Annotated in this window: 21 protein-coding genes; 18 read left to right on the top strand and 3 right to left on the bottom strand. The window is 61.2% G+C overall.

What is annotated here, in order from left to right:
* Nucleotides 1-28: 28 nt before the first annotated feature.
* A protein-coding gene (locus CCOS864_RS22235; protein WP_420849248.1) for an IS3 family transposase occupies nt 29-1,229 on the top strand; the annotation gives its coding sequence in 2 pieces (ribosomal slippage) (nt 29-373 and nt 375-1,229; 1,200 coding nt in all).
* Between the two features lie 58 nt (nt 1,230-1,287).
* On the opposite strand, the gene dapC is transcribed toward CCOS864_RS22235, so the two are convergent.
* From dapC to map, 3 genes are read right to left on the bottom strand one after another with little or no spacing between them, the layout of a single operon-like run.
* The gene (gene dapC, locus CCOS864_RS22230; protein ID WP_115088389.1) at nt 1,288-2,481 is read right to left on the bottom strand and encodes a succinyldiaminopimelate transaminase; all 1,194 of its coding nucleotides are present in this window, start codon (nt 2,479-2,481) and stop codon (nt 1,288-1,290) included.
* 23 nt (nt 2,482-2,504) lie between these two features.
* On the bottom strand, nt 2,505-5,204 hold the full coding sequence (locus tag CCOS864_RS22225; RefSeq protein ID WP_115088388.1) for a [protein-PII] uridylyltransferase: 2,700 nt from the start codon (nt 5,202-5,204) through the stop codon (nt 2,505-2,507).
* A gap of 21 nt (nt 5,205-5,225) precedes the next feature.
* Entirely contained in the window at nt 5,226-6,008 is a 783-nt protein-coding gene (map, locus tag CCOS864_RS22220; protein WP_115088387.1) for a type I methionyl aminopeptidase, read from the bottom strand.
* Between the two features lie 344 nt (nt 6,009-6,352).
* On the opposite strand from map, the gene rpsB reads away from it, so the two are divergent.
* From rpsB to CCOS864_RS22135, 17 genes are all read left to right on the top strand, one after another.
* Nucleotides 6,353-7,093 (top strand): 30S ribosomal protein S2, encoded by a 741-nt coding sequence (gene rpsB / locus CCOS864_RS22215; RefSeq protein ID WP_115088386.1) that lies wholly within the window; start codon nt 6,353-6,355, stop codon nt 7,091-7,093.
* A gap of 193 nt (nt 7,094-7,286) precedes the next feature.
* On the top strand, nt 7,287-8,150 hold the full coding sequence (tsf, locus tag CCOS864_RS22210) for a translation elongation factor Ts (RefSeq protein WP_115088385.1): 864 nt from the start codon (nt 7,287-7,289) through the stop codon (nt 8,148-8,150).
* 182 nt (nt 8,151-8,332) lie between these two features.
* Complete coding sequence (gene pyrH, locus CCOS864_RS22205) at nt 8,333-9,076, top strand: UMP kinase (protein ID WP_038614006.1); 744 nt, start codon at nt 8,333-8,335, stop codon at nt 9,074-9,076.
* Nucleotides 9,073-9,630 carry a ribosome recycling factor gene (frr, locus tag CCOS864_RS22200; RefSeq protein WP_038996742.1) on the top strand — a complete coding sequence of 186 codons (558 nt, stop codon included), beginning with the start codon at nt 9,073-9,075 and terminating at the stop codon, nt 9,628-9,630. Before pyrH ends, frr begins: the two co-directional genes overlap by 4 nt.
* A gap of 18 nt (nt 9,631-9,648) precedes the next feature.
* The gene (gene uppS / locus CCOS864_RS22195) at nt 9,649-10,404 is read left to right on the top strand and encodes a polyprenyl diphosphate synthase (protein WP_115088384.1); all 756 of its coding nucleotides are present in this window, start codon (nt 9,649-9,651) and stop codon (nt 10,402-10,404) included.
* Nucleotides 10,404-11,219, top strand: coding sequence for a phosphatidate cytidylyltransferase (locus tag CCOS864_RS22190; RefSeq protein ID WP_115088383.1), 816 nt, complete (start codon nt 10,404-10,406; stop codon nt 11,217-11,219). Before uppS ends, CCOS864_RS22190 begins: the two co-directional genes overlap by 1 nt.
* Nucleotides 11,216-12,406 carry a 1-deoxy-D-xylulose-5-phosphate reductoisomerase gene (gene ispC / locus CCOS864_RS22185; protein ID WP_115088382.1) on the top strand — a complete coding sequence of 397 codons (1,191 nt, stop codon included), beginning with the start codon at nt 11,216-11,218 and terminating at the stop codon, nt 12,404-12,406. Before CCOS864_RS22190 ends, ispC begins: the two co-directional genes overlap by 4 nt.
* 57 nt (nt 12,407-12,463) lie before the next feature.
* The gene (gene rseP, locus CCOS864_RS22180; protein ID WP_115088381.1) at nt 12,464-13,816 is read left to right on the top strand and encodes an RIP metalloprotease RseP; all 1,353 of its coding nucleotides are present in this window, start codon (nt 12,464-12,466) and stop codon (nt 13,814-13,816) included.
* A gap of 74 nt (nt 13,817-13,890) precedes the next feature.
* Entirely contained in the window at nt 13,891-16,239 is a 2,349-nt protein-coding gene (gene bamA / locus CCOS864_RS22175; protein ID WP_115088380.1) for an outer membrane protein assembly factor BamA, read from the top strand.
* Between the two features lie 44 nt (nt 16,240-16,283).
* A complete protein-coding gene (locus tag CCOS864_RS22170) occupies nt 16,284-16,787 on the top strand; it encodes an OmpH/Skp family outer membrane protein (protein WP_038996736.1) in 504 nt (167 codons plus the stop codon).
* A gap of 2 nt (nt 16,788-16,789) precedes the next feature.
* Complete coding sequence (gene lpxD / locus CCOS864_RS22165) at nt 16,790-17,845, top strand: UDP-3-O-(3-hydroxymyristoyl)glucosamine N-acyltransferase (RefSeq protein ID WP_115088379.1); 1,056 nt, start codon at nt 16,790-16,792, stop codon at nt 17,843-17,845.
* A 110-nt stretch (nt 17,846-17,955) separates the two neighbouring features.
* On the top strand, nt 17,956-18,396 hold the full coding sequence (fabZ, locus tag CCOS864_RS22160; protein ID WP_010224833.1) for a 3-hydroxyacyl-ACP dehydratase FabZ: 441 nt from the start codon (nt 17,956-17,958) through the stop codon (nt 18,394-18,396).
* On the top strand, nt 18,393-19,169 hold the full coding sequence (gene lpxA, locus CCOS864_RS22155; protein WP_115088378.1) for an acyl-ACP--UDP-N-acetylglucosamine O-acyltransferase: 777 nt from the start codon (nt 18,393-18,395) through the stop codon (nt 19,167-19,169). The genes fabZ and lpxA overlap by 4 nt, the downstream gene beginning before the upstream one ends.
* 1 nt (nt 19,170) lies before the next feature.
* Nucleotides 19,171-20,298, top strand: coding sequence for a lipid-A-disaccharide synthase (gene lpxB / locus CCOS864_RS22150; protein WP_115088377.1), 1,128 nt, complete (start codon nt 19,171-19,173; stop codon nt 20,296-20,298).
* Entirely contained in the window at nt 20,299-20,928 is a 630-nt protein-coding gene (gene rnhB / locus CCOS864_RS22145) for a ribonuclease HII (protein WP_115088376.1), read from the top strand.
* A 108-nt stretch (nt 20,929-21,036) separates the two neighbouring features.
* Entirely contained in the window at nt 21,037-24,558 is a 3,522-nt protein-coding gene (gene dnaE / locus CCOS864_RS22140; RefSeq protein WP_115088375.1) for a DNA polymerase III subunit alpha, read from the top strand.
* Nucleotides 24,559-24,656: 98 nt separating this feature from the next.
* Complete coding sequence (locus tag CCOS864_RS22135; RefSeq protein ID WP_115088374.1) at nt 24,657-25,604, top strand: acetyl-CoA carboxylase carboxyltransferase subunit alpha; 948 nt, start codon at nt 24,657-24,659, stop codon at nt 25,602-25,604.
* Nucleotides 25,605-25,685 lie beyond the last annotated feature (81 nt).

Genomic DNA, 25,685 nt, shown 5'->3' with positions numbered 1-25,685 from the left:
TCTGTGGGAGCGGGCTTGAACTGGCCTAATGATTTTGGACACCTTCGTCGGGCGCTATTATGGCGCCCAATTGGAGGCAAAATCAGTGCGAAAATCTTACTCGAACGAATTCAAAATCAAAGCTGCCGAGATGGTGCTGGACGATGGTGAGTCAGTCCCTGATGTCTGCGAGAGCCTTGGCCTAGGGCGGACCGCGCTTCGTCGCTGGGTCGAGCAACTGCGCCAGGAACGAGAAGGTCAAACACCAGTCGGCGCCAAGGCCATCACTCCAGAGCAGCAGCGAATCCAGGAGCTGGAAGCGCTAGTCCGGCAAAAGGACCGGGATATCGAAATCCTAAAAAAGGCCAGTGCTCTCCTGCTCGGGACTCCAAGGATCGTTCTCGTTGATCAACGAACTGAGTGAGCAATTTGGTGTTTTCGACTGCTGTCGCGTCCTTGGAGTTCGGCGCAGCAGTTTCTACGCATGGCGAAAACGCCAGGGACGAAAGGATCCGGTCAGAGAGGATCTGCGTTCAACGATGGCCAGCCTTTTCAAGGCCTCTCGTAGCTCTGCTGGGTCGCGAACGCTGGTTCGGGAATTGCGTCGTGCTGGCCATAAAGCCGGGCGATACAAGGTACGTATGCTGATGAAGGAAGCCGGTCTGCAATGCAAGCAACGCAGGCCGCATCGTTACCGATCATCGGGCACAGAAGCATTGATCGCGAGTAACCAGCTCAAGCGAAACTTCAACGTCTCGACGGTCAACCAGGTGTGGTGCGGCGATGTCACCTACATCCAGGTAGGCAAGCGTTGGCTGTACTTGGCGGCTGTGATCGACTTGTATGCTCGCCGAGTGGTGGGCTGGGCTTTCTCAATGATCGCCGATGCCCGGCTTGCCTGCGAGGCGCTACGAATGGCGGCCGAATCTAGAGGTAGACCGGCTGGAGTGATGTTCCACTCGGATCAGGGCTGTCAGTACACCAGCCATAAATTCAGGGCTGCTCTTGAGGAGTACGGTCTGGAACAGAGCATGAGTCACCGAGGCCAGTGCTGGGATAACGCCGTCATGGAGCGCTTCTTCGGTGCATTGAAGTCTGAGTGGATGCCAGCAGAAGGTTACGAAACCGAAGCGCAAGCACAGTTAGACATCCAGGCTTATCTGATGCGTTACAACCTTAAGCGTCTCCACAGCTACAACGGCTATGAAACCCCGGTAGCCATGGAGAAAAAGCTCAAGGTTGCGGCATGAACCTAAACCGGTGTCCAAAATCTGTTGACCAGTTCAGCTTGCCCCGCGATGGGGCCGTTTACTTCTGCAAGAACGCGCGAATCCGCTCGGCTGCTTCTACACACTCGGCCAATGGCGCTACCAATGCCATGCGCACCCGCCCGGCACCCGGGTTGACGCCATCCACTTCGCGCGACAGGTACGAACCCGGCACCACGGTCACGTGTTGGGCTTCGAACAGGTCACGGGTGAACGCGGCGTCATCGCCTGGCACCTTGGCCCACAGGTAGAAGCCGCCGTCCGGACGCTGAACGTCCAGTACCGGGGCGAGGATCGCCAGTACTGCATCGAACTTTTCGCGGTACAGGTCGCGGTTGGCCAGCACGTGTTCTTCATCGTTCCAGGCGGCAATGCTCGCCAGCTGGGTTTGTACCGGCATGGCGCAGCCGTGGTAGGTGCGGTAGAGCAGGAACGGCTTGATGATCTCGGCGTCGCCGGCCACGAAGCCTGAGCGCAGGCCCGGCAGGTTGGAGCGCTTGGACAGGCTGTGGAACACCACGCAACGCTTGAAGTCGCTGCGGCCCAGTTCCACGCAGGCGCTGAGCAGGCCCGGCGGCGGGCTTTGCTCGTCGAAGTACAGCTCGCTGTAGCACTCGTCGGCGGCGATCACGAAATCGTACTGGTCGGCCAGGGCAATCAGCTTTTTCAGGGTCTCCATCGGCACCAGGGCGCCGGTGGGGTTGCCTGGGGAGCAGAGGAAAAGTATCTGGCAGCGCTGCCAGGTCTCGGCCGACACCGCGTCGAAATCCGGGTTGAAGCCGTTGCTGTCCAGGCACGGCAGGTAGTGCGGGGTGGCGCCGGCCAGCAGGGCTGCGCCTTCGTAGATCTGGTAGAACGGGTTGGGGCTGATCACCAGGCCGTCGTCGCTGCGATTGACCACGGCCTGGGTGAAGGCGAACAGCGCTTCACGGGTGCCGTTGACCGGCAGCACGTGTTTGTCGGCATCCAGCCAGCCGGCCGGCACGCCAAAGCGTTGTTCGCACCAGCGGGTAATGGCCTGGCGCAGGGCCGGCAGGCCGACAGTGGTCGGGTACACGGCCATCTGCTTGAGGCTGTCGGCCAGGGCTTGGGCGACGAAGGCCGGCGACTCATGCTTCGGTTCACCGATCGACAGGGCAATGGCGCGTTTGTCCGCTGCTGGCTGAACGCTGCCGAGCAGCGCACGGAGTTTCTCGAACGGGTAGGGCTGAAGCTGGTTCAAAGCATTGTTCATCGGCGCAAGGTCTCGTCAAACGGTCAAATGGTCAGGCGGGTCAAAGGCACCCCGGTCGCCTGGTCGACGCGCAGTTGCTCGACGATCGCATCCTGCAGGCGGCTGCACAGTTGCGGGTCGGACAGGGGCTGGTTGTCGGCGTCGGTAATGAAGAACACGTCTTCGACCCGTTCGCCGAGGGTGGCAATCTTGGCATTTTGCAGCGACAGGTCGAACTCCAGGAAGATTTTGCCGATCCGCGCCAGCAGGCCGGGGCGGTCGGGGGCGCTGAGTTCGAGGATGGTCACCGGGCGCTGGGCATCGTTATGGATGGTCACCTGCGGGGCAAAGGTGAAGTGCTTGAGCTGGCGCGGTACCCGGCGCTGAATGATGGTCGGATAGTCGTCGGGGTTGCGCAGGGCGTCGGTCAAGCCGTCGCGAATCTGCTTGACCCGCACGGGATTGTCGCCGATAGAGCCGCCATCGTTGTCGAGCACGATATAGGTGTCGAGGGTGAACTGGCTGCTCGAGGTGATGATCCGCGCGTCATGGATGTTCAGGTTGAGCTGGTCCATGGCCGCCACGGTCACGGCGAAGAAGTCGTGCTGGTCGGGGGCATAGATGAAGATCTGCGTGCCGCCCTCGAACTCGCGCTGGGTGGTTTCCTTGATCAGTACCAGTGGTCCGCCATCGGCCGGCTGCTGAAGGATGGCATCGCTGTGCCAGGCGACGTCGGCGGCGGTATGGCGCAGAAAGTAGTCATCGCCCAGCTGCGACCACAGTTGCTCGACGTCGTCCGGGTCGGTGCCCTCGCGAATGAGGATGTCCAGGGCCGCGCCCTGGGTCTGGCGAATCTGTTCTTCGCGGTCCAGCGGGTTTTCCAGGCCGCGGCGCAGGGCGCGCTTGGTCTCGGTGTAGAGCTGGCGCAGCAGGCTGGCGCGCCAGGAGTTCCACAGGCTCGGGTTGGTGGCGTTGATATCCGCCACGGTCAGCACGTAGAGGTAGTCCAGGCGGGTCTCATCGCCGACCAGTTGGGCGAAGTCGTGGATCACTTGCGGGTCGGAGAGGTCCTTGCGCTGGGCAGTGGTCGACATCACCAGGTGATGTTGCACCAGCCAGACAATCAGGCGGCTATCCCAGCTCGGCAACTGATGGCGTGCACAGAAGGCCTGGGCATCCACTGCGCCCAGCTCCGAATGGTCGCCCTGGCGGCCCTTGCCGATGTCGTGGTAGAGCCCGGCCAGGTAGATCAGCTCCGGCTTGGGCAGGCGGCCCATGAGCTTGCTGGCCAGCGGGAATTTCTCCGAAACCGGGGTGTACTGCAGTTTGCGCAGGTGCTTGATCAGGTTCAGGGTGTGCGCATCGACTGTATAGATGTGGAACAGGTCGTGCTGCATCTGCCCGATGATCAGGCCGAACTCCGGCAAGTAGCGGCCGAGAATGCCGTAGCGGTTCATTCGTCGCAAGTTGCGGTGGATACCGATCTCGCACTTGAACAGCTCGATGAACAGGCTGGTGTTGCGGATATCGTTACGAAAATCGTCGTCGATCAGGTGCCGGTGTTCACGCAGCAGGCGAATGGTGTCGGCGCGCACGCCCTTGATTTCCGGGTGCTGGGCCATCAGCACGAAGATTTCCAGCATGGCGAACGGCGTGCGCTTGAAAACGTTGGTGCGCACTGCCTCGATATAGCCGTCGTGGAGCTGGAAGCGCGCATTCAGCGGCTGGGCGCTGCCGCTGTCGTCGTCCAGGATGACTTCTTCGAAGTGTTGGATGATCAGGTCGCTGAGCTCGGCGATGCTCATCACCACCCGGTAGTACTGCTGCATGAACTGTTCGATGGCGCGCTTGGGGTTCTCGTCGCCAAAACCGAGCAGGGCGGCGATGCTGCGCTGGTGATCGAACAGCAGGCGGTCTTCGGCGCGCCCGGCCAGCATGTGCAGGGCGTAGCGCACCTTCCAGAGAAACTCCTGGGACGAGGCCAGCAGGTTGTTCTCGCTTTCCAGCAAGAAGCCTTCGCCGGCCAGGGCATGCAGGTTGAGGGTGCCGTATTGGCGGCGGGCGATCCACAGTACCGTCTGGATGTCGCGCAGCCCGCCCGGTGAGCCCTTGACGTTGGGCTCCAGGTTGTACTCGGTGTCGTTGTACTTGTGGTGCCGGGCCTTTTGCTCGGCACGCTTGGCCAGGAAGAATTCCTTGCTCGGCCACATGTGCGCGGTGCTGGTCACCTCGAGCATGCGCTGGCGCAGGTGCTCGGGGCCGGCGATGGTGCGGCTTTCCATTAGGTTGGTGACAACCGTCAGGTCGGCGCGGGCCTGTTCGGCGCATTCATCGACTGAGCGCACGCTCTGGCCCACTTCCAGGCCAATGTCCCAGAGCAGGGTCAAAAAGCGTTCGATCGAGTCACGAAAGACTTCATGGTCGGCGCTGTCGAGCAGGATCAACAGGTCGATGTCGGAGTAGGGGTGCAGCTCGCCGCGCCCGTAACCGCCGGTGGCGATCAGGGCAATATCGGCGTCTTCGCTCCAGGTGAACTGATTCCAGGCCTGTTGCAGGATGTTGTCGACGAACCAGGCGCGGTCCTCGATCAGCCGGCGGATCTCGCGACCGCTGCGAAAACGGTTGTCGAGCACCTCGCCGGCCTGGCGGATGGCTTTCTTGAAGGCAGCGATGGGGCTTGCCTTGAGGGCCAGTTCCGCCTGGAACTGGCCGCGATCGAACAGCTCGGGATCCACCTGGGGCATCGAGAGGCTTTCCTGTAAGAGTCAGGCCGATGTGCGCGGAATAGTGTCGTCTTTACGCAGGGTGAAGATTTCGTAACCGGTCGCGGTCACCACCAGGGTGTGCTCCCACTGGGCCGAGAGCTTGCGGTCCTTGGTGATGGCGGTCCAGCCGTCGCCCAGCACCTTGGTGTCGGCCTTGCCCTGGTTGATCATCGGCTCGATGGTGAAGGTCATGCCTTCCTTGAGCTCCATGCCGGTGCCGGCGCGGCCGTAGTGCAGGATCTGCGGCTCTTCGTGGAACACCTTGCCGATGCCGTGGCCGCAGAACTCGCGCACCACCGAGAAGCCGTTCTTTTCCGCGTGCTTCTGGATCACTTCACCGATGTCGCCCAGGCGGCAGCCCGGCTTGACCAGTTCGATGGCCTTGTACATGCATTCCTGGGTGACCTGGGACAGGCGCTCGGCCCACACCGGCACGCTGCCGACGTGGAACATGCGGCTGGTGTCGCCGTGGTAGCCGTCCTTGATCACCGTGACGTCGATGTTCAGGGTGTCGCCATCCTTGAGCGGTTTGTCACCGGGGATGCCGTGACAGACCACGTGGTTGACCGAGGTGCAGATCGACTTGGGGAAACCCTTGTAGTTGAGTGGCGCCGGGATCGCTTTCTGGACGTTGACGATGTAGTCGTGGCACAGGCGGTCGAGCGCTTCGGTGGTGACACCGGGCTTGACGTGCTCTTCGATCATCTCCAGGACTTCGGCGGCCAGGCGGCCGGCGACGCGCATCTTTTCGATGTCTTCGGCGGTTTTGATGGTAACGGTCATTACAGGCTCTCTACGGCGCAGCAAGGCGCGAATAATCTGGGGAAAGGCCGGATTCTAACAGAGCCATGCCCGATTCAGGCGGCTATGGCGCTGATACAGCCTTTATATAAGGGCCATTCTGGCGCTAATGGGCGGTGTGTGCAAAAGCCTGTGACGTTCTATGGTAATTCGGGTTTCGCTTGGCGGGCTTCTGTGGTATAAAATGCGCCGCTTTCCGGGGATAGCTCCGGAAGCACTAAACCCACACACGTGTCGACACGATGACCTGGGTGCCTTCGATCTTAGGGTCGCGGGTTGGTCATTGGGATACGTGGAGGCCCAACCCGACTTATCAAGGAACTATCATGTCCCAAGTCAACATGCGCGATATGCTGAAGGCCGGTGTGCACTTCGGTCACCAAACCCGTTACTGGAATCCGAAAATGGGTAAGTACATTTTCGGCGCGCGTAACAAGATTCACATCATCAACCTTGAAAAAACCCTGCCAATGTTCAACGAGGCACTGACCTTCGTAGAGCGCCTGGCCCAGGGCAAAAACAAGATTCTGTTCGTCGGCACCAAGCGTTCCGCTGGCAAGATCGTTGCTGAAGAAGCAGCACGTTGCGGTTCGCCGTACGTCGATCACCGCTGGTTGGGCGGCATGCTGACCAACTACAAGACCATCCGTGCTTCGATCAAGCGTCTGCGCGACCTGGAAGTCCAGTCCGAAGACGGCACTTTCGCCAAGCTGACCAAGAAAGAAGCCCTGATGCGTTCGCGCGATCTGGAAAAACTGGATCGCAGCCTGGGTGGTATCAAGGACATGGGCGGCCTGCCTGATGCCCTGTTCGTGATCGACGTTGACCACGAGCGCATCGCTATCACCGAAGCCAACAAGCTGGGCATCCCGGTCATCGGCGTTGTCGATACCAACTCCAGCCCAGAAGGCGTTGATTACATCATCCCAGGTAACGATGACGCCATCCGCGCTATCCAGCTGTACATGGGTTCGATGGCTGACGCCGTTATCCGTGGCCGCAACAACGTTGCTGGCGGTACCGAAGTGTACGCCGAAGAAGCAGCAGCACCGGCTGCCGAAGCCTGAGTAGCTGACGCTTAGCGTCTACTCGGCACGCGAAAAGGGGGCTTTGCCCCCTTTTTGCCACCTTGAAATCCTCTTGTCAGCATCGCCGTTGCAATCTTGTTACTGCATGAGTGCTGGTAAGTGGATTTACAGAATTGAACGCCCGTCAAGTATCGGGTGGAATGGTTGAAAACCTATCCAAGAGGAATTTGAAATGGCAGCAATTACTGCAGCGCTGGTCAAAGAACTGCGTGAGCGTACCGGCGAAGGCATGATGGATTGCAAAAAGGCCCTGGAAAAGGCCGGCGGCGACATCGAGAAAGCCATTGACGACATGCGCGCTTCGGGCGCCATCAAGGCCGCTAAAAAGGCCGGCAACGTTGCCGCTGAAGGCGCTATCGCCATCAAGGCCGACGACAAGTCCGCCGTTCTGCTGGAAGTCAACTCGCAGACCGACTTCCTGGCCCTGCAAGACGACTTCAAAACCTTCGTGGCCGAAAGCGTTGAGCAAGCCTTCGCCGAGAAGCTGACTGACGCGGCTCCGCTGATCGCTTCCCGCGAATCGGCTCGTGAAGCCCTGGTTGCCAAGGTTGGCGAGAACGTCAACATCCGTCGCCTGGTGCGCGTTGAAGGTGACGTTGTCGGCACCTACCTGCACGGCAACAAGATCGGTGTTGCTGTTGTCCTGAAGGGCGGCGACGTCCAGCTGGCCAAAGAAATCGCCATGCACGTGGCTGCAAGCAACCCTGAGTTCCTGCTGCCATCGGAAGTTTCGGCTGAAGCGATCGAGCGCGAGAAGAACGTCTTCCTGACCCTGAACGAAGAGAAGATCAAGGGCAAGCCTGAGAACATCGTCGAGAACATGGTCAAAGGCCGTATCTCGAAGTTCCTGGCCGAAGCCAGCCTGGTCGAGCAAGCGTTCGTCATGAACCCGGAAATCAAGGTCGGCGAGCTGGCCAAGAAAGCTGGCGCTGAAATCGTTTCCTTCACCTACTTCAAAGTAGGCGAAGGCATCGAGAAGCCGGTCGACAACTTCGCTGAAGAAGTTGCCGCTCAGCTGGCTGCTGCCAAGCAATAAGACAGATTCACCTCTGTCGCCCCGAAGAGGCTGCCCGCTCACGCGCGCAGCCTCTTTGTCAAAGCGGGAGCGGTTTACGAGACCGCCTTTCGCTGGCGCAGTAGCTGCGCCACGCTAGAGTTACGCGCAGGCTGAAAACAGCCCGCCAGATTTTTTTACAAACGCCGCAGGAGAGATTCGCAATGGCTCAGCAGGGCAGTGGTTATCAAGCTCGCTATAAACGCATTCTACTCAAGCTTAGCGGCGAGGCCCTGATGGGCTCGGAAGAGTTCGGGATCGACCCCAAGGTCCTGGATCGCATGGCGCTGGAAGTCGGCCAACTGGTCGGTATTGGTGTTCAGGTAGGCTTGGTGATCGGTGGTGGCAACCTGTTCCGTGGCGCGGCGCTCAGTGCAGCCGGCATGGACCGCGTCACTGGCGACCACATGGGCATGCTGGCGACCGTAATGAATGCCCTGGCCATGCGCGATGCGCTGGAGCGGGCGAACATTACCGCGATCGTCATGTCGGCCATCTCCATGGTAGGCGTGACCGATCACTATGATCGCCGCAAAGCCATGCGCCACCTGAACTCGAAAGAAGTGGTCATCTTCGCTGCCGGTACCGGCAACCCGTTCTTCACCACTGACTCCGCCGCTTGCCTGCGCGCCATCGAAATCGATGCCGACGTGGTATTGAAGGCAACCAAGGTCGATGGTGTATACACTGCAGATCCATTCAAAGACCCGCATGCCGAGAAGTTCGATCATCTGACCTACGATGAAGTGCTGGATCGCAAGCTGGGCGTGATGGACCTGACGGCAATCTGCCTGTGCCGCGACCACAAGATGCCGCTGCGCGTCTTCAACATGAACAAGCCCGGCGCCCTGCTGAACATCGTGCATGGCGGCGCTGAAGGAACTCTGATCGAGGAAGTTCAAAAATGATCAACGAAATCAAGAAAGACGCTCAAGAGCGCATGCAAAAGTCGCTGGAGTCCTTGGCGCACGCTTTCAGCCGAATCCGTACTGGCCAGGCGCATCCTAGCGTTCTGGAAGGTGTGATGGTTCCTTACTACGGTGCCGATACGCCGATCAAGCAAGTGGCTAACATCACCGTGAAAGATGCCCGTACCCTGCAGGTCGTGGCGTTCGAGCGCAATATGCTGGGCGCTGTCGACAAGGCTATCGGCAGTGCGGGTCTGAACCTCAACCCGACCAACCTGGGCGAGTTGTTGCTGATCACCATGCCGGCGCTGACCGAAGAGACCCGCAAGGGTTTCACCAAGCAGGCTCGTGACGCCGCTGAAGATGGCCGTATTGCCGTGCGCAATATCCGTCGCGATGCACTGAGCCAGCTCAAGGATCTGGTCAAGGAAAAGGAAATCAGCGAAGACGACGAACGCCGTGCCGCCGACGAAATCCAGAAGCTGACTGACAAATTCGTGGCTGAGATCGAAGTTGCCGTCAAGCAGAAAGAAAAGGACCTGATGGCCGTTTAAGGGTCGGGACTTTTTTCAATGGAAAAGACCAAGCAAGGTGTGTCCCCATCGGTGCCGCGCCATGTCGCGATCATCATGGATGGGAATAATCGCTGGGCGAAGAAGCGCCTGTTGCCCGGTGTTGCCGGGCATAAGGCCGGTGTGGATGCGGTGCGCGCGGTCATCGAGGTATGCGCCGAGGCCAAGGTCGAGGTGCTGACCCTGTTCGCCTTTTCCAGTGAAAACTGGCAGCGCCCGGCTGAAGAGGTCGGGGCGTTGATGGAGCTGTTCTTCTCGGCCTTGCGCCGGGAAGCCAAGCGACTCAACGACAACAACATCAGCCTGCGCATCATCGGTGACCGCTCGCGCTTTCACCCTGAGCTGCAGGCCGCCATGCGTGAAGCCGAAGCGCTGACCGCTGGCAGCAACCGCTTCATCCTGCAGATCGCCGCCAACTATGGCGGTCAGTGGGATATCGCCCAGGCCGCCCAGCGCCTGGCGCGGGAAGTCCAGGCCGGTCACCTGCGTCCGGACGATATCACCCCCGAGCTGCTGCAGACCTGCCTGGCCACAGGCGACCTGCCGCTGCCCGATCTGTGTATCCGTACCGGTGGTGAGCGCCGCATCAGCAATTTCCTGTTGTGGCAGCTGGCCTACGCCGAGTTGTACTTTTCCGACCTGTTCTGGCCGGACTTCAAACACGAGGCCATGCGCACCGCGCTGGCCGATTTCGCTTCGCGCCAGCGCCGCTTCGGGAAAACCAGCGAGCAGGTCGAAGCTGGAGCCCGTGCTTAATGCTTAAACAACGCATCATTACTGCGCTGATCCTGCTGCCGATCGCCTTGTGTGGCTTCTTCCTGCTGAACGGTGGCGATTTTGCCCTGTTCATCGGTGTGGTGGTGACCCTGGGCGCCTGGGAATGGGCACGCCTGGCCGGCCTGGTCGCGCAATCCCTGCGGGTAGCCTATGCGGCGGTCGTCGCCGGGCTGCTGATGCTGCTCTACCTGATGCCCGACCTGGCACCGTGGGTGCTGGGTGCGTCGGTATTGTGGTGGGGGCTGGCCACCTGGCTGGTGCTCACCTATCCGCGCAGCAGCGAGCTGTGGGCCAGTGCTGCCTGCCGCCTGCTGATCGGGCTGCTGATCCTGCTGCCGGCCTGGCAAGGCCTGGTGCTGCTCAAGCAGTGGCCGCTGGGCAACTGGCTGATCATGGCGGTCATGGTGCTGGTCTGGGGTGCGGACATCGGTGCGTATTTCTCCGGCCGCGCCTTCGGCAAGCGCAAACTGGCCCCGCAGGTGAGCCCGGGCAAGAGCTGGGAAGGCGTCTATGGCGGCCTGGTCCTGAGTTTGGTCATCACCGCTGCGGTGGGTATCTACCGTGACTGGAGCGCAGGCGAGCTGATGCTTGGCTTGTTCGGCGCTGCAGTGGTGGTGCTGGTGTCGGTGGTTGGCGACCTGACCGAAAGCATGTTCAAGCGCCGCTCGGGGATCAAGGACAGCAGTAATCTGCTGCCCGGCCACGGTGGCGTGCTGGACCGTATCGACAGCCTCACCGCGGCTATTCCGGTGTTTGCCGTGCTGCTCTGGGCAGCCAATTGGGGCGCGATGTGAGCGGCGTGCAACGTATTACCGTGCTGGGTGCGACTGGCTCCATCGGCCTGAGCACCCTCGATGTGATTGCCCGCCATCCGGATCGTTACCAGGTGTTCGCCCTGAGCGGTTATTCGCGCCTGCAAGAGCTGCTGGCCCTGTGCGTGCGCCATACCCCGGTGTTTGCCGTGGTGCCGACAGCCGAATCTGCGCAGCAACTGCGTGAAGGCCTGGCGGAAGCCGGCTTGGCCACTGAAGTGCTGGTCGGCGAAGAGGGCTTGTGCCAGGTGGCCGCAGCTGCCGAGGTGGATGCCGTGATGGCCGCGATCGTCGGCGCTGCGGGCCTGTGCCCGACCCTGGCGGCAGTCGAGGCGGGCAAGAAGGTGTTGCTGGCCAACAAGGAAGCGCTGGTGATGTCCGGCGCCTTGTTCATGCAGGCGGTACGTCGCAGTGGTGCGGTGCTGCTGCCGATCGACAGCGAGCACAATGCGATCTTCCAGTGCCTGCCGGGTGATTACTCCCGCGGCCTGGCTCAGGTTGGCGTGCGCCGTATCCTGTTGACCGCCTCTGGCGGGCCGTTTCGCGAAACGCCGATGGCCGAGCTTGTGGATGTCAGTCCCGAGCAAGCCTGCGCCCACCCGAACTGGTCCATGGGCCGCAAGATCTCGGTCGACTCGGCGAGCATGATGAACAAGGGCCTGGAGCTGATCGAGGCCTGCTGGCTGTTCGATGCCCGGCCGAGCCAGGTTGAGGTGGTGGTGCACCCGCAAAGTGTGATCCACTCGCTGGTCGATTATGTCGACGGTTCGGTGCTGGCCCAGTTGGGCAATCCGGACATGCGCACGCCGATCGCCAATGCTCTGGCTTGGCCGGAGCGTATCGATTCAGGCGTGGCGCCACTGGACCTGTTCGCGATTGCCCGGCTGGACTTCAAGGCGCCGGACGAGCAGCGTTTCCCTTGCCTGCGCCTGGCCCGTGAGGCGGCCGAGGCGGGTAACAGCGCGCCGGCCATGCTCAACGCGGCCAACGAAGTGGCGGTGGAGGCATTTCTCCAGCGGCGCATCCGCTTCCCCGAGATCGCGAGTATGATCGAACAAGTGCTCGATCAGGAGCCGGTGGTTGCCGTCGAGTCGCTTGATGCGGTGTTTGCCGCTGATCAGCGTGCGCGGCAACTGGCCGGACAATGGTTGGCTCATCACGGTCGCTGAGGCCTGGCGCATCAGTGCGTCAGGCCCGGTGCCGCTGAACGTCATTCGGAGAAAGACATGAGTGCGCTCTACATGATTATCGGCACCCTGGTGGCATTGGGTGTGCTGGTCACCTTTCACGAATTCGGTCACTTCTGGGTGGCCCGGCGTTGCGGCGTCAAGGTTTTGCGTTTCTCCGTCGGTTTCGGCATGCCGCTGCTGCGCTGGCATGACCGCCATGGCACGGAGTTCGTGGTGGCGGCCATTCCGCTGGGCGGCTACGTGAAGATGCTCGACGAGCGCGAAGGCGAGGTGCCGCGCGATCAGGTCGAGCAATCGTTCAACCGCAAGTCCGTGCGCCAGCGCATCGCGATTGTTGCCGCGGGCCCGGTGGCCAACTTTCTCCTGGCGTTTTTCTTCTTCTGGGTCCTGGCCATGGTCGGCACCCAGCAGGAGCGTCCGGTCATCGGTGCGGTCGAGGCGGGGAGTATCGCCGAAGTGGCCGGGCTCACAGCTGGCCAGGAAATTGTTTCCATTGATGGCAAGCCAACCAGTGGCTGGGCGGCAGTCAACCTGCAACTGATCCGCCGTCTGGGTGAAAGCGGCCAGTTGCACATCAGTGTGCGCGAGGAGGGCGCGTCCGTTGACAGCCCGCACGTGCTGACCCTCAATAACTGGCTCAAGGGCGCCGACGATCCGGACCCGATTCGCTCGCTGGGCTTGCGCCCGTGGCGCCCGGTATTGCCGCCGGTGCTGGCTGAACTCGACCCGAAGGGGCCGGCAAATGCTGCCGGGTTGAAAACCGGTGACCGTTTGCTGGCGCTCGATGGTCAGGCGCTGAACAACTGGCAGCAAGTGGTCGATACCGTACGTGGCCGGGCTGGCAGCAAGATCGTCCTGCGCATCGAGCGTGACGGGGCGCCGCTGGAGCTGCCGGTGACGTTGGCCAGCCGCGGTGAAGGCAAATCGGCCACGGGTTATCTCGGTGCCGGGGTCAAAGCGGTGAAGTGGCCAGATGCCATGCTTCGCGAAGTCAGTTACGGGCCGCTCGAGGCCGTAGGGGAGGGGCTTTCGCGGACCTGGAACATGAGTGTCCTGACCCTGGAATCGCTGAAGAAAATGCTGTTCGGCGAGCTCTCGGTAAAAAACTTGAGCGGACCGATAACCATTGCTAAAGTGGCGGGCGCTTCGGCCCAGTCCGGTGTTGGGGATTTCCTGAATTTCCTCGCCTACCTGAGCATTAGCCTGGGGGTTCTTAATTTGCTGCCCATTCCTGTACTGGATGGGGGGCATTTGCTGTTCTACCTGATCGAGTGGGCGCGTGGTCGTCCGCTTTCGGATCGGGTGCAAGGTTGGGGGATCCAGATCGGTATCAGTTTGGTAGTCGGGGTGATGTTGCTTGCCCTGATCAACGATTTGGGTCGACTGTAAAGCTTCGCTCAATTGCGAACCTGCCGCGTCCCGCGGTGGGTCGTTTATTGCCAGTTGGAATAAGAAAGGACTTCATGAAACGTCTGCTGCTAACTGCGGTTCTCGCCGTACTGATGATCGCTGAAGTTCACGCCGAGTCCTTCACCATCTCCGATATTCGTGTCAATGGTCTGCAGCGGGTTTCCGCGGGCAGCGTTTTTGGTGCCTTGCCATTGAACGTCGGCGATGAGGCCGATGACCGGCGCCTGGTGGAATCGACCCGGTCCCTGTTCAAGACCGGTTTCTTCCAGGACATCCAACTGAGCCGGGACGGCAACGTCCTGATCATTACCGTGGTCGAACGTCCTTCGGTTTCGAGCATCGAGATCGAAGGCAACAAGGCGATCAGCACCGAAGACCTGATGAAAGGTCTGAAGCAGTCCGGTCTGTCCGAAGGCGAGATCTTCCAGCGTGCCACCCTTGAAGGTGTGCGCAACGAACTGCAACGCCAGTACGTTGCCCAGGGCCGCTACTCGGCCGAGGTCGACACCGAGGTGGTGCCGCAACCGCGTAACCGCGTGGGCCTGAAGATCAAGATCAACGAAGGCACTGTCGCTGCGATCCAGCACATCAACGTGGTCGGCAACACCGTCTTCCCCGATGAAGACCTGATCGGCCTGTTCGAGCTCAAGACCACCAACTGGCTGTCGTTCTTCAAGAACGATGACAAGTACGCCCGCGAAAAACTCTCCGGTGACCTGGAGCGTCTGCGTTCCTACTACCTGGACCGCGGCTACATCAACATGGACATCGCTTCCACCCAGGTGTCGATCACCCCGGACAAGAAGCACGTCTACATCACCGTCAACGTCAACGAAGGCGAGAAGTACACGGTACGTGACGTCAAGCTCTCCGGTGACCTCAAGGTGCCGGAAGACCAGATCAAGTCGCTGCTGCTGGTCCAACCAGGCCAGGTGTTCTCGCGCAAGGTGATGACCACCACCTCCGAGCTGATCACCCGCCGTCTCGGTAACGAAGGCTATACCTTCGCCAACGTCAACGGTGTGCCACAGCCGCACGACGATGACCACACTGTCGATATCATGTTCGTGGTCGACCCGGGCAAGCGTGCCTACGTCAACCGCATCAACTTCCGCGGCAACACCAAGTCCGAAGACGAAGTGCTGCGTCGTGAAATGCGCCAGATGGAAGGCGGCTGGGCTTCGACCTACCTGATCGACCAGTCCAAGACCCGTCTGGAGCGCCTGGGCTTCTTCAAGGAAGTCAACGTCGAGACCCCGGCCGTACCGGGCACCGACGACCAGGTCGACGTCAACTACAGCGTTGAAGAACAAGCTTCCGGTTCGATCACCGCCAGCGTCGGTTTCGCCCAGAGCGCCGGCCTGATCCTCGGTGGTTCGATCAGCCAGACCAACTTCCTCGGTACCGGTAACAAGGTTTCCATCGGTCTGACCCGCAGTGAATACCAGAGCCGCTACAACTTCGGCTTCGTTGACCCCTACTGGACCGCCGATGGCGTCAGCCTGGGCTACAACGCTTTCTATCGCACCACCGACTACGATGACCTCGACGTCGACGTGGCCAGCTATGCGGTTGACAGCCTGGGTGCCGGTGTCAGTGTTGGCTACCCGATCAGCGAGACCTCGCGCCTGACCTTCGGCCTGACCGTACAGCAGGACGAGATCAAGACCGGCAAGTACACCGTTGACGAGATCTTTGACTTCGTCGACAAGGAAGGCGACAAGTACCTGAACTTCAAGGCCTCGGCCGGCTGGTCCGAGTCGACCCTGAACAAGGGCGTGCTGGCCACCCGTGGTCACTCGCAAAGCCTGGTGCTGGAAGCGACCACTCCGGGTAGTGACCTGTCGTTCTTCAAACTGGATTACCGTGGCCAGCTGTTCAAGCCGATCACCAACGACTACACCCTGCGCCTGCACACCGAGCTGGGCTATGGTGATGGCTTCGGTTCGACCTCCGGTCTGCCGTTCTACGAGAACTACTATGCCGGCGGTTTCAACTCGGTACGTGGCTTCAAGGACAGCAGCCTGGGCCCACGCAGTACCCCGAGCAAGGGCAACAAGCCCGGTACCATTGAAGACCCGGACCAGGATCCGCTGCCGTTCGGTGGTAACGTCCTCGTCCAGGGTGGTGTGGAGCTGCTGTTCCCGCTGCCGTTCGTCAAGGACCAACGCTCGCTGCGCACCTCGGTCTTCTGGGATGTGGGTAACGTTTTCGACACCAACTGCGGTTCCAAGCCGAACTGCGAGAAGGTCGGCCTGTCGGGTCTGGCCAGCTCCGTCGGCCTGGGCGTGACCTGGATTACCGCGCTCGGTCCGTTGAGCTTCAGCCTGGCAATGCCGGTGAAGAAGCCGGACGAAGCCGATACCCAGGTGTTCCAATTCTCTCTGGGTCAGACCTTCTAAGGTCTGCCCCTTGCTAACGACAACGGATTCTGTAGGAGTGCATCGTGCGTAAGTTGACTCAACTGGCAGTACTGGCTGCGACCCTGATCGCAACCCCGGCTTTCGCCGAAATGAAAGTTGCCGTGCTGAACTATCAAATGGCTCTGCTCGAGTCGGACGCGGCGAAGAAGTACGCAGTCGATGCCGAGAAGAAATTCGGCCCGCAGCTGACCAAGCTGAAGAACCTGGAAAGCAGCGCCAAGGGCATTGCCGACCGGATCCGTGCCGGTGGCGACAAGATGGCCCAGCCTGAGCGCGAGCGCCTGGAGCTTGAATACAAGCAGAAAGCCCGTGACTTCCAGTTCCAGTCCAAGGAGCTGAACGAGTCCAAGGCCGTGGCTGATCGCGAAATGCTGAAACAACTGAAGCCGAAGCTGGATGGCGCGGTTGAAGAAGTGATCAAGAAAGGCGGTTTCGACCTGGTTCTCGAGCGTGGCGCGGTCATTGATGTCAAACCTCAGTACGACATCACCCGCCAGGTTATCGAGCGCATGAATCAGTCCCGTTGATCATGACCGTGACCATGAAACTCGGTCAGCTGGCCGAGTTCCTCGGCGCCACCCTGAGTGGCCCCGAGGAGCTGGAAATCACTGGCCTGGCGACCCTTCAGGAAGCCGGGCCGGGGCAGTTGAGCTTTCTCGCCAACCCGCAGTACCGCAAGTACCTGGTTGAAACCCACGCGGCAGCGATCCTGCTCAAGCCGGCCGACGCCGAGGGTTTTGCCGGTAACGCCCTGATCGTTCCCGATCCGTACCTCGCCTACGCGCGCATCTCCCACCTGTTCGATCCAAAGCCCAGGGCTGTAGCGGGAATTCATCCCAGCGCCGTGGTTGCCGCCGATGCCCAGGTCGATGCCAGCGCCAGTGTGGGTGCCTGTGCAGTGATCGAGAGCGGTGCGCAGATCGGCCCGGGCGTGACCATCGGTGCCCAGTGTTTCGTCGGCGCGCGTTGCGTGATCGGCGAGGGCGGCTGGCTGGCCCCGCGGGTGACCCTGTACCACGACGTGCGTATCGGCAAGCGAGTGGTCATTCAGTCGGGCGCGGTGATCGGTGGCGAAGGCTTCGGCTTTGCCAACGAGAAAGGCGTCTGGCAGAAAATCGCCCAGATCGGTGGTGTGAGCATCGGTGACGATGTCGAGATCGGCGTCAACACCGCGGTCGACCGCGGCGCTCTGGCCGATACCCGCATCGGTGACGGGGTCAAGCTCGACAACCAGATCCAGATCGCCCACAACGTGCAGATCGGCGATCATACGGCGATGGCGGCGTGTGTCGGAATTTCCGGCAGCACCAAGATCGGCAAGCACTGCACCATTGCCGGCGGTGTCGGCATGGTTGGACACATCGATGTCTGCGACAACGTTTTCGTATCCGGGATGACCATGGTGACGCGCTCGATTACCGAGCCAGGCGCCTATTCTTCCGGTACGGCGATGCAGCCGCTGGCCGAGTGGCGCAAGAGCGCCGCACGAATTCGCCAGCTGGACGAGATGTCAAAACGCCTTCAACAGCTGGAAAAGCGTCTCGCCGCCGTGACCTCCGGCGATAAAGCTTCATCAGAAGGCTGATACCATTTCCTGATCAAGAGTGAACAGCCCTAGACTGACTCTTTGATTTGCTAAAGGAGCGCCGTGTGAAAACCGGCGCTCCCTATCTTTACTACAGGCTTCCCCCCGAAATGATGGACATCAACGAGATTCGCGAATACCTGCCTCACCGTTACCCGTTCCTGCTGGTGGACCGGGTGGTGGAACTGGACGTCGAGGCCCAGCGCATTCGTGCCTACAAGAATGTCAGCATCAACGAACCTTTCTTCAATGGTCACTTCCCGGCGCATCCGATCATGCCGGGCGTGCTGATCATCGAGGCCATGGCCCAGGCGGCCGGCATCCTCGGCTTCAAGATGCTCGACGTCAAACCTGCGGACGGTACCCTGTACTACTTCGTCGGTTCCGACAAGCTGCGCTTCCGCCAGCCGGTGCTGCCGGGTGACCAGCTGATCCTCGAAGCCAAGTTCATCAGCTGCAAGCGCCAGATCTGGAAGTTCGAGTGCCAGGCGTCGGTCGACGGCAAGCCGGTATGCTCGGCCGAGATCATCTGCGCGGAACGCAAACTATGAGTTTGATTGACCCTCGGGCAATCATCGATCCATCGGCGAAGCTCGCCGACGGAGTCGAGGTAGGCCCTTGGTCGATCATCGGTGCCGGAGTCGAGATCGGCGAGGGGACCGTCATCGGTCCACACGTGATTCTCAAAGGGCCGACCCGCATCGGTCGGCACAACCGCATCTACCAGTTTTCCTCGGTAGGCGAAGACACCCCTGACCTCAAGTACAAGGGTGAAGCCACACGCCTGGTGATTGGCGATCACAACGTGATCCGCGAAGGCGTGACCATCCACCGTGGCACCGTGCAGGACCGCTCGGAAACCACCCTGGGTGATCACAACCTGATCATGGCCTATGCCCATATCGGTCACGACAGCGTCATTGGCAACCATTGCATCCTGGTCAACAACACTGCATTGGCTGGCCATGTGCATGTCGACGATTGGGCGATCCTCTCCGGGTTCACCCTGGTGCATCAGTTCTGCCATATCGGCGCCCACAGCTTTTCCGGCATGGGCACGGCGATCGGCAAGGATGTACCGGCCTACGTCACCGTGTTCGGCAACCCGGCTGAAGCGCGCAGCATGAACTTCGAGGGCATGCGCCGTCGCGGGTTCAGCGAAGACGCCATTCACGCCCTGCGCCGGGCCTACAAGGTGGTCTATCGCCAGGGCCTGACCGTCGAGCAGGCGATTGCCGAGCTTGTCGAGCCGGCTACCCAGTTCCCTGAAGTCGACGTGTTCCTCAAGTCGATCCAGAACTCCACTCGCGGCATCACCCGCTGATATGGCCGAGCTTTGTGTAGCGCTGGTGGCCGGTGAGGCCAGCGGCGATATTCTCGGCGCCGGGCTGATGCGCGCGCTCAGGGCGCGTCATCCGCAAGTACGCTTCATTGGTGTGGGTGGGCCGTTGATGCAGGCTGAAGGCCTGAGCTCGTACTTCCCCATGGAGCGCCTGGCGGTGATGGGTCTGGTCGAGGTGCTAGGGCGCCTGCGCGAGCTGCTCAAGCGTCGCAAGGAACTGATCCAGACCCTGATCGCCGAGCGTCCGGACGTCTTTATCGGTATCGATGCCCCGGATTTCACGCTCAATATCGAACTGAACCTGCGCAAGGCCGGGATCAAGACCGTGCATTACGTCAGCCCTTCGGTCTGGGCCTGGCGGCAGAAGCGCGTGCTGAAGATTCGCGAAGGCTGCGACCTGATGCTCACGCTGTTTCCGTTCGAAGCCAAATTCTATGAAGAGAAGGGTGTGCCGGTACGCTTTGTCGGCCATCCGCTGGCCGACAGCATTCCGCTGGACGCTGACCGTGCCGCTGCGCGCGAACAGCTGGGCCTGGCTGAGGGGCCGCTGGTGGCGTTGATGCCGGGCAGCCGTGGCGGCGAAGTTGGCCGCCTGGGTGCGCTGTTCCTCGATACCGCCCAGCGCCTGTGCGAACTGGTGCCGGGGGTGCGTTTCGTTTCCCCGTGCGCCAATGCCGAACGCCGTGCCCAGCTTGAGCAGATGCTCCAGGGCCGCGACTTGCCGGTGACCCTGCTTGACGGTCGCTCGCACCAGGCCCTGGCCGCCTGCGATGCGGTGCTGATCGCTTCCGGTACTGCGACCCTTGAAGCCTTGCTGTTCAAGCGGCCAATGGTCGTGGCCTATCGTTTGGCCCCGCTGACCTACTGGATTTTGAAACGCCTGGTAAAAAGCCCGTACGTGTCGCTGCCCAACCTGCTGGCCCAGCGCATGCTGGTGCCCGAGTTGCTGCAGGAAGCGGCCAGCGCCGAAGCGCTGGCCCAGACCCTGGCGCCGCTGGTGCATGGCGGTGTGCAGCAGACCGAAGGCTTTGACCAGATTCACCGTACCTTGCGCCGCGATGCCTCGAACCAGGCAGCTGACGCGGTGCTGGCCCTGCTGGAAAACCGATAGATGCAAATGGGATTGGACTTCAACCTGGTCGAGGACCTGGTCGCCGGTGTCGACGAAGTGGGCCGTGGCCCGCTGTGCGGCGCGGTGGTGACCGCTGCGGTGATTCTCGACCCACAGCGGCCGATTCTGGGGCTCAACGACTCGAAAAAGCTCACCGAAGCCAAGCGTGAAAAGCTCTTTGACGAAATCTGTGAAAAAGCCCTGAGCTTCTGCATCGCCCGCGCCGAGGTCGAGGAAATCGACCAGCTCAATATCCTCCACGCCACCATGCTGGCCATGCAGCGTGCAGTCGAAGGTCTGAGCGTCACGCCGAAACTGGCGCTGATCGACGGTAATCGCTGCCCGCAGCTGTCGGTGCCGGCGGCACCGGTGGTCAAGGGCGATAGCCAGGTGCCGGCCATTGCGGCGGCGTCGATCCTGGCCAAGGTCACCCGTGACCGCGAGATGGCGGCGTTCGAGCTGATCTACCCCGGCTACGGCATCGGCGGGCACAAGGGCTACCCGACCCCGGTGCACCTCGAAGCCCTGGCGCGCCTGGGGCCGACGCCGATTCACCGGCGCTCGTTCGCACCCGTGCGTGCCGCTTTCGAAGCCCGCGATGCCATCAACGGCGGGTTTGCCGAGGTCTGACCGGACGCGACGGGCGTCAGTAGTCAGGATCGCCCCGCACTGGCTGTTGTTTTGATCAAGGCCCGGTACAATCCGGGCCTTGTTGTTTTGTGCTGCTATAGGATCATCATGTCGGCTTCTTTCGTTCATCTTCGCCTGCACACCGAATACTCGCTGGTCGATGGCCTGGTGCGGATCAAGCCGCTGGCCAAGGCATTGGCGGCGATGAACATGCCGGCGGTCGCGGTTACCGACCAGAGCAACATGTGCTCGCTGGTCAAGTTCTACAAGAACGCCATGGGCGCCGGTATCAAGCCGATCTGCGGTGCCGACCTGTGGCTGGCCAACAGCGACCCGGATGCACCGCTGTCGCGCATCTGCCTGTTGGCCATGGACGCCAAGGGCTACCGCAACCTTACCGAGTTGATTTCCCGCGGCTGGGTCGATGGCCAGCGCAATGGTCTGGTGATCATCGAGCGCCAGTGGATCGTTGAGGCCAGCGAGGGGCTGATTGCCCTGTCCGCGGCAAAGGAAGGCGACATCGGCATGGCGTTGCTCAATGGCAACCCGGATGAAGCCGAAGCGCTGCTGCGCGACTGGCTGCAGATGTTCCCGGAGCGCTTCTACGTCGAGGTGCAGCGCACCAACCGCGCCGGTGACGAAGAATACCTGCACGCCGCCGTGGCCCTGGCCGACAAGCTGGGCGCGCCGTTGGTGGCGACCAACGATGTACGCTTTATCAAGCAGTCCGACTACGACGCCCACGAAACCCGCGTGTGCATCGGTGAAGGCCGGGCCCTGGACGATCCGCGCCGTTCGCGTAACTACAGCGACCAGCAGTACCTGAAAAGCCCGGAGGAAATGGCCGAGCTGTTCAGCGACCTGCCCGAGGCGATTGCCAACACCGTCGAGATCGCCAAGCGCTGCAACATCCAGGTGCAGTTGGGCAAGCACTTCCTGCCCGACTTTCCGACGCCCAACGGCATGGGTATCGACGACTACCTGCGCCACGTTTCCCACGAAGGCCTGGAAGAACGTCTGGCGGTACTGTGGCCGAAAGAAACCACGCCGAATTACGAAGAGAAGCGCCAGGTCTACCTCGACCGCTTGAAGTTCGAGCTGGATATCATCATCCAGATGGGCTTCCCCGGTTACTTCCTGATCGTTATGGACTTCATCAAGTGGGCCAAGAACAACGGCGTGCCGGTCGGCCCGGGCCGGGGTTCGGGTGCCGGCTCGCTGGTCGCCTACGTGCTGAAGATTACCGACCTCGACCCACTGGCTTATGACCTGCTGTTCGAACGTTTCCTCAATCCGGAACGGGTATCGATGCCCGACTTCGACGTCGACTTCTGCATGGACGGTCGCGACCGGGTAATCGAATACGTGGCCGACGCCTACGGGCGCAACGCCGTGAGCCAGATCATCACCTTCGGCACCATGGCCGCCAAGGCGGTGGTGCGTGACGTGGCGCGGGTGCAGGGCAAGTCCTACGGCCTGGCTGACCGCCTGTCGAAGATGATCCCCTTCGAAGTCGGCATGACCCTGGAAAAAGCCTACGAGCAGGAAGAGATCCTGCGCGATTTCCTCAAGAGCGACGAAGACGCCAAGGAAATCTGGGACATGGCCCTCAAGCTCGAGGGCGTCTGCCGGGGTACCGGTAAGCACGCCGGTGGTGTGGTTATCGCGCCGACCAAGCTCACCGACTTCTCGCCGATCGCCTGTGATGAAGAGGGCGGCGGCCTGGTCACCCAGTTCGACAAGGATGACGTCGAGGCCGCCGGCCTGGTGAAGTTCGACTTCCTGGGCCTGCGGACCCTGACCATCATCAAGTGGGCGATGGAAACCATCAACCGCGAACAGGCCAAGAAAGGCCTGGATGACCTGAACATCGACTTCATCCCGCTGGATGACAAAAAGACCTACGACCTGCTGCAAAAAGCTGAAACCACGGCGGTGTTCCAGCTTGAATCGCGGGGCATGAAGGAGCTGATCAAGAAGCTCAAGCCCGACTGCCTCGAAGACCTGATCGCACTGGTGGCGTTGTTCCGTCCCGGCCCGCTGCAATCGGGCATGGTTGACGACTTCATCAACCGTAAACACGGTCGTGCCGAACTGGCTTACCCGCATTCGGACTACCAGTACGAAGGCCTCAAGCCCGTTCTGGCCCCGACCTACGGCATCATCCTGTACCAGGAACAGGTGATGCAGATCGCCCAGGTGATGGCCGGTTACACCCTCGGCGGTGCGGACATGCTGCGCCGGGCCATGGGTAAGAAAAAACCCGAGGAAATGGCCAAGCAGCGCGGCGGTTTCATCGAAGGTTGTGCCAGCAACAACATCGATCCGGACCTCGCCGGTAACATTTTTGACCTGGTAGAGAAATTCGCCGGTTACGGCTTCAACAAATCCCACTCCGCCGCCTATGGCCTGGTCTCCTACCAGACCGCCTGGCTCAAGACCCACCACCCGGCGCCGTTCATGGCCGCGGTGCTGTCGGCGGATATGCACAACACCGACAAGGTCGTGACCTTGATCGAGGAAGTGCGCAGCATGAAGCTGCGCCTCGATGCGCCGGATGTGAACACCTCCGACTTCAAGTTCACCGTCAATGACGACGGCCGCATCGTCTATGGTCTGGGCGCGATCAAGGGCGTGGGCGAGGGGCCGGTCGAGGCCATCGTCGAAGCCCGCGCGACGGGGCCGTTCAAGGACCTGTTCGACTTCTGCGAGCGGGTCGACCTCAAGCGCATCAACAAGCGCACCCTCGACGCGCTGATCCGCAGTGGCGCGCTGGACCGCCTGGGGCCGTACTTCCACGATGAACTCAAGGCCTACCAGGCCAACATCGACCGCAACCGCGCAGTGCTGCTGTCCGCGATGGAAGAGGCGATCAAGGCGGCCGAGCAGACCGCACGTACTGCCGACAGTGGTCACGCCGACCTGTTTGGCGGGCTGTTCGTCGAAGAGGATGCCGACGTCTACGCCAACCACCGCAAGGCCCGCGAGCTGACCCTCAAGGAGCGCCTGCGTGGTGAAAAAGACACCCTGGGCCTGTACCTGACCGGTCACCCGATCGACGAGTACGAAGGCGAGATCCGCCGCTTTGCCCGCCAGCGCATCATCGACCTGAAACCTGCACGCGACACCCAGACTGTCGCCGGGATGATCATTGCCCTGCGCGTCATGAAGAACAAGAAGGGCGACAAGATGGGTTTTGTCACCCTCGACGACCGCTCCGGGCGGATCGAGGCTTCGCTGTTTGCCGACGCCTTCATGGCCAACCAGGCGCTGCTGCAGACCGATGCTATGGTGGTGGTTGAAGGCGAGGTCAGCAACGATGATTTCTCCGGCGGCCTGCGCCTGCGGGTCAAGCGGGTGATGAGCATGGAAGATGCCCGCACCAACCTGGCCGAAAGCCTGCGCCTGAAGGTGCACACCGATGCCCTCAAGGGCGACCGCCTGAACTGGCTGGGTGAGCTGTTCAAGCGTCATCGCGGCGCCTGCCCGATCACCATGGAATACACCGGTAGCGATGCCAAGGCCATGCTGCAGTTCGGCGAAAGCTGGCGTATCGACCCTGCCGATGGCCTGATTCAGGCCCTGCGTGACCAGTTCGGACGTGAGAACGTCTTTTTGCAATATCGATGAATTTTTAATCTCGACCTGAATGCGCCCGATCCCTTAAGGTAGGGCGCCAAACGGATCAACCGGCCGGCCGCCTGGCCGTAGACCCAAGACGGATGCCTATGAACCCGAATTTTCTGGATTTCGAACAGCCGATTGCTGACCTGCAAGCCAAGATCGAAGAGCTGCGCCTGGTTGGCAATGACAACTCGCTGAACATCGGCGATGAGATCGCCCGTCTGCAAGACAAGAGCAGCACCCTGACCGAAAGCATTTTCGGCAACCTGACCAGTTGGCAGATCGCCCGCCTGGCCCGTCACCCGCGCCGTCCGTACACCCTGGACTACATCGAGCACATCTTCACCGAGTTCGATGAGCTGCACGGTGACCGTCACTTCTCCGATGACGCCGCGATCGTGGGTGGTATCGCCCGCCTGGACGACAAGCCGGTGATGGTCATCGGCCACCAGAAAGGCCGCGAAGTGCGCGAGAAGGTTCGCCGCAACTTCGGCATGCCGCGCCCTGAAGGCTACCGCAAGGCGTGCCGCCTGATGGAAATGGCCGAGCGTTTCAAAATGCCGATCCTGACCTTCATCGACACCCCGGGTGCCTACCCAGGCATCGACGCCGAAGAGCGCAACCAGAGCGAAGCCATTGCCTGGAACCTGCGGGTCATGGCCCGCCTGAAAACCCCGATCATCGCCACCGTAATTGGTGAAGGTGGTTCCGGCGGTGCACTGGCCATCGGTGTCTGCGACCAGCTGAACATGCTGCAGTACTCGACCTACTCGGTGATCTCGCCGGAAGGTTGCGCCTCGATCCTGTGGAAGACCGCCGAAAAGGCCTCGGACGCTGCCGAAGCCATGGGCATCACCGCCGAGCGCCTGAAAGGCCTGGGTATCGTCGACAAGGTCATCGCCGAGCCTCTGGGCGGCGCGCACCGTGATCCGGCGAAGATGTCCGACAGCGTTCGCGGCGAGCTGATCGAGCAACTGGACATGCTCAAGAAGTTCGACAACGACGCGCTGCTCAAGCGCCGTTATGACCGTCTGATGAGCTACGGGCTCTGATCTGACAATCGCGGGTCAAGCCCGCTCCCACAGGAATTGGATTCACTGCCTGACCTGTGGGAGCTGGCTTTGCCAGCGAAC

The sequence above is a fragment of the Pseudomonas wadenswilerensis genome (genome assembly GCF_900497695.1).
Classification (GTDB): domain Bacteria; phylum Pseudomonadota; class Gammaproteobacteria; order Pseudomonadales; family Pseudomonadaceae; genus Aquipseudomonas; species Aquipseudomonas wadenswilerensis.
This window is presented reverse-complemented; position numbering and strand designations above follow the sequence as displayed.

Excerpts from the sequence above, each read along its gene's own strand:
- dnaE (WP_115088375.1), top strand. The coding sequence starts at position 21,037 with ATGTCGGCTTCTTTCGTTCATCTTCGCCTGCACACCGAATACTCGCTG.
- bamA (WP_115088380.1), top strand. The coding sequence starts at position 13,891 with ATGAAACGTCTGCTGCTAACTGCGGTTCTCGCCGTACTGATGATCGCT.
- lpxB (WP_115088377.1), top strand. The coding sequence starts at position 19,171 with ATGGCCGAGCTTTGTGTAGCGCTGGTGGCCGGTGAGGCCAGCGGCGAT.
- frr (WP_038996742.1), top strand. The coding sequence starts at position 9,073 with ATGATCAACGAAATCAAGAAAGACGCTCAAGAGCGCATGCAAAAGTCG.
- fabZ (WP_010224833.1), top strand. The coding sequence starts at position 17,956 with ATGATGGACATCAACGAGATTCGCGAATACCTGCCTCACCGTTACCCG.
- rpsB (WP_115088386.1), top strand. The coding sequence starts at position 6,353 with ATGTCCCAAGTCAACATGCGCGATATGCTGAAGGCCGGTGTGCACTTC.
- map (WP_115088387.1), bottom strand. The coding sequence starts at position 6,008 with ATGACCGTTACCATCAAAACCGCCGAAGACATCGAAAAGATGCGCGTC.
- rseP (WP_115088381.1), top strand. The coding sequence starts at position 12,464 with ATGAGTGCGCTCTACATGATTATCGGCACCCTGGTGGCATTGGGTGTG.
- rnhB (WP_115088376.1), top strand. The coding sequence starts at position 20,299 with ATGCAAATGGGATTGGACTTCAACCTGGTCGAGGACCTGGTCGCCGGT.
- uppS (WP_115088384.1), top strand. The coding sequence starts at position 9,649 with ATGGAAAAGACCAAGCAAGGTGTGTCCCCATCGGTGCCGCGCCATGTC.
- tsf (WP_115088385.1), top strand. The coding sequence starts at position 7,287 with ATGGCAGCAATTACTGCAGCGCTGGTCAAAGAACTGCGTGAGCGTACC.
- CCOS864_RS22225 (WP_115088388.1), bottom strand. The coding sequence starts at position 5,204 with ATGCCCCAGGTGGATCCCGAGCTGTTCGATCGCGGCCAGTTCCAGGCG.
- CCOS864_RS22135 (WP_115088374.1), top strand. The coding sequence starts at position 24,657 with ATGAACCCGAATTTTCTGGATTTCGAACAGCCGATTGCTGACCTGCAA.
- CCOS864_RS22190 (WP_115088383.1), top strand. The coding sequence starts at position 10,404 with ATGCTTAAACAACGCATCATTACTGCGCTGATCCTGCTGCCGATCGCC.
- pyrH (WP_038614006.1), top strand. The coding sequence starts at position 8,333 with ATGGCTCAGCAGGGCAGTGGTTATCAAGCTCGCTATAAACGCATTCTA.
- lpxD (WP_115088379.1), top strand. The coding sequence starts at position 16,790 with ATGACCGTGACCATGAAACTCGGTCAGCTGGCCGAGTTCCTCGGCGCC.
- dapC (WP_115088389.1), bottom strand. The coding sequence starts at position 2,481 with ATGAACAATGCTTTGAACCAGCTTCAGCCCTACCCGTTCGAGAAACTC.
- lpxA (WP_115088378.1), top strand. The coding sequence starts at position 18,393 with ATGAGTTTGATTGACCCTCGGGCAATCATCGATCCATCGGCGAAGCTC.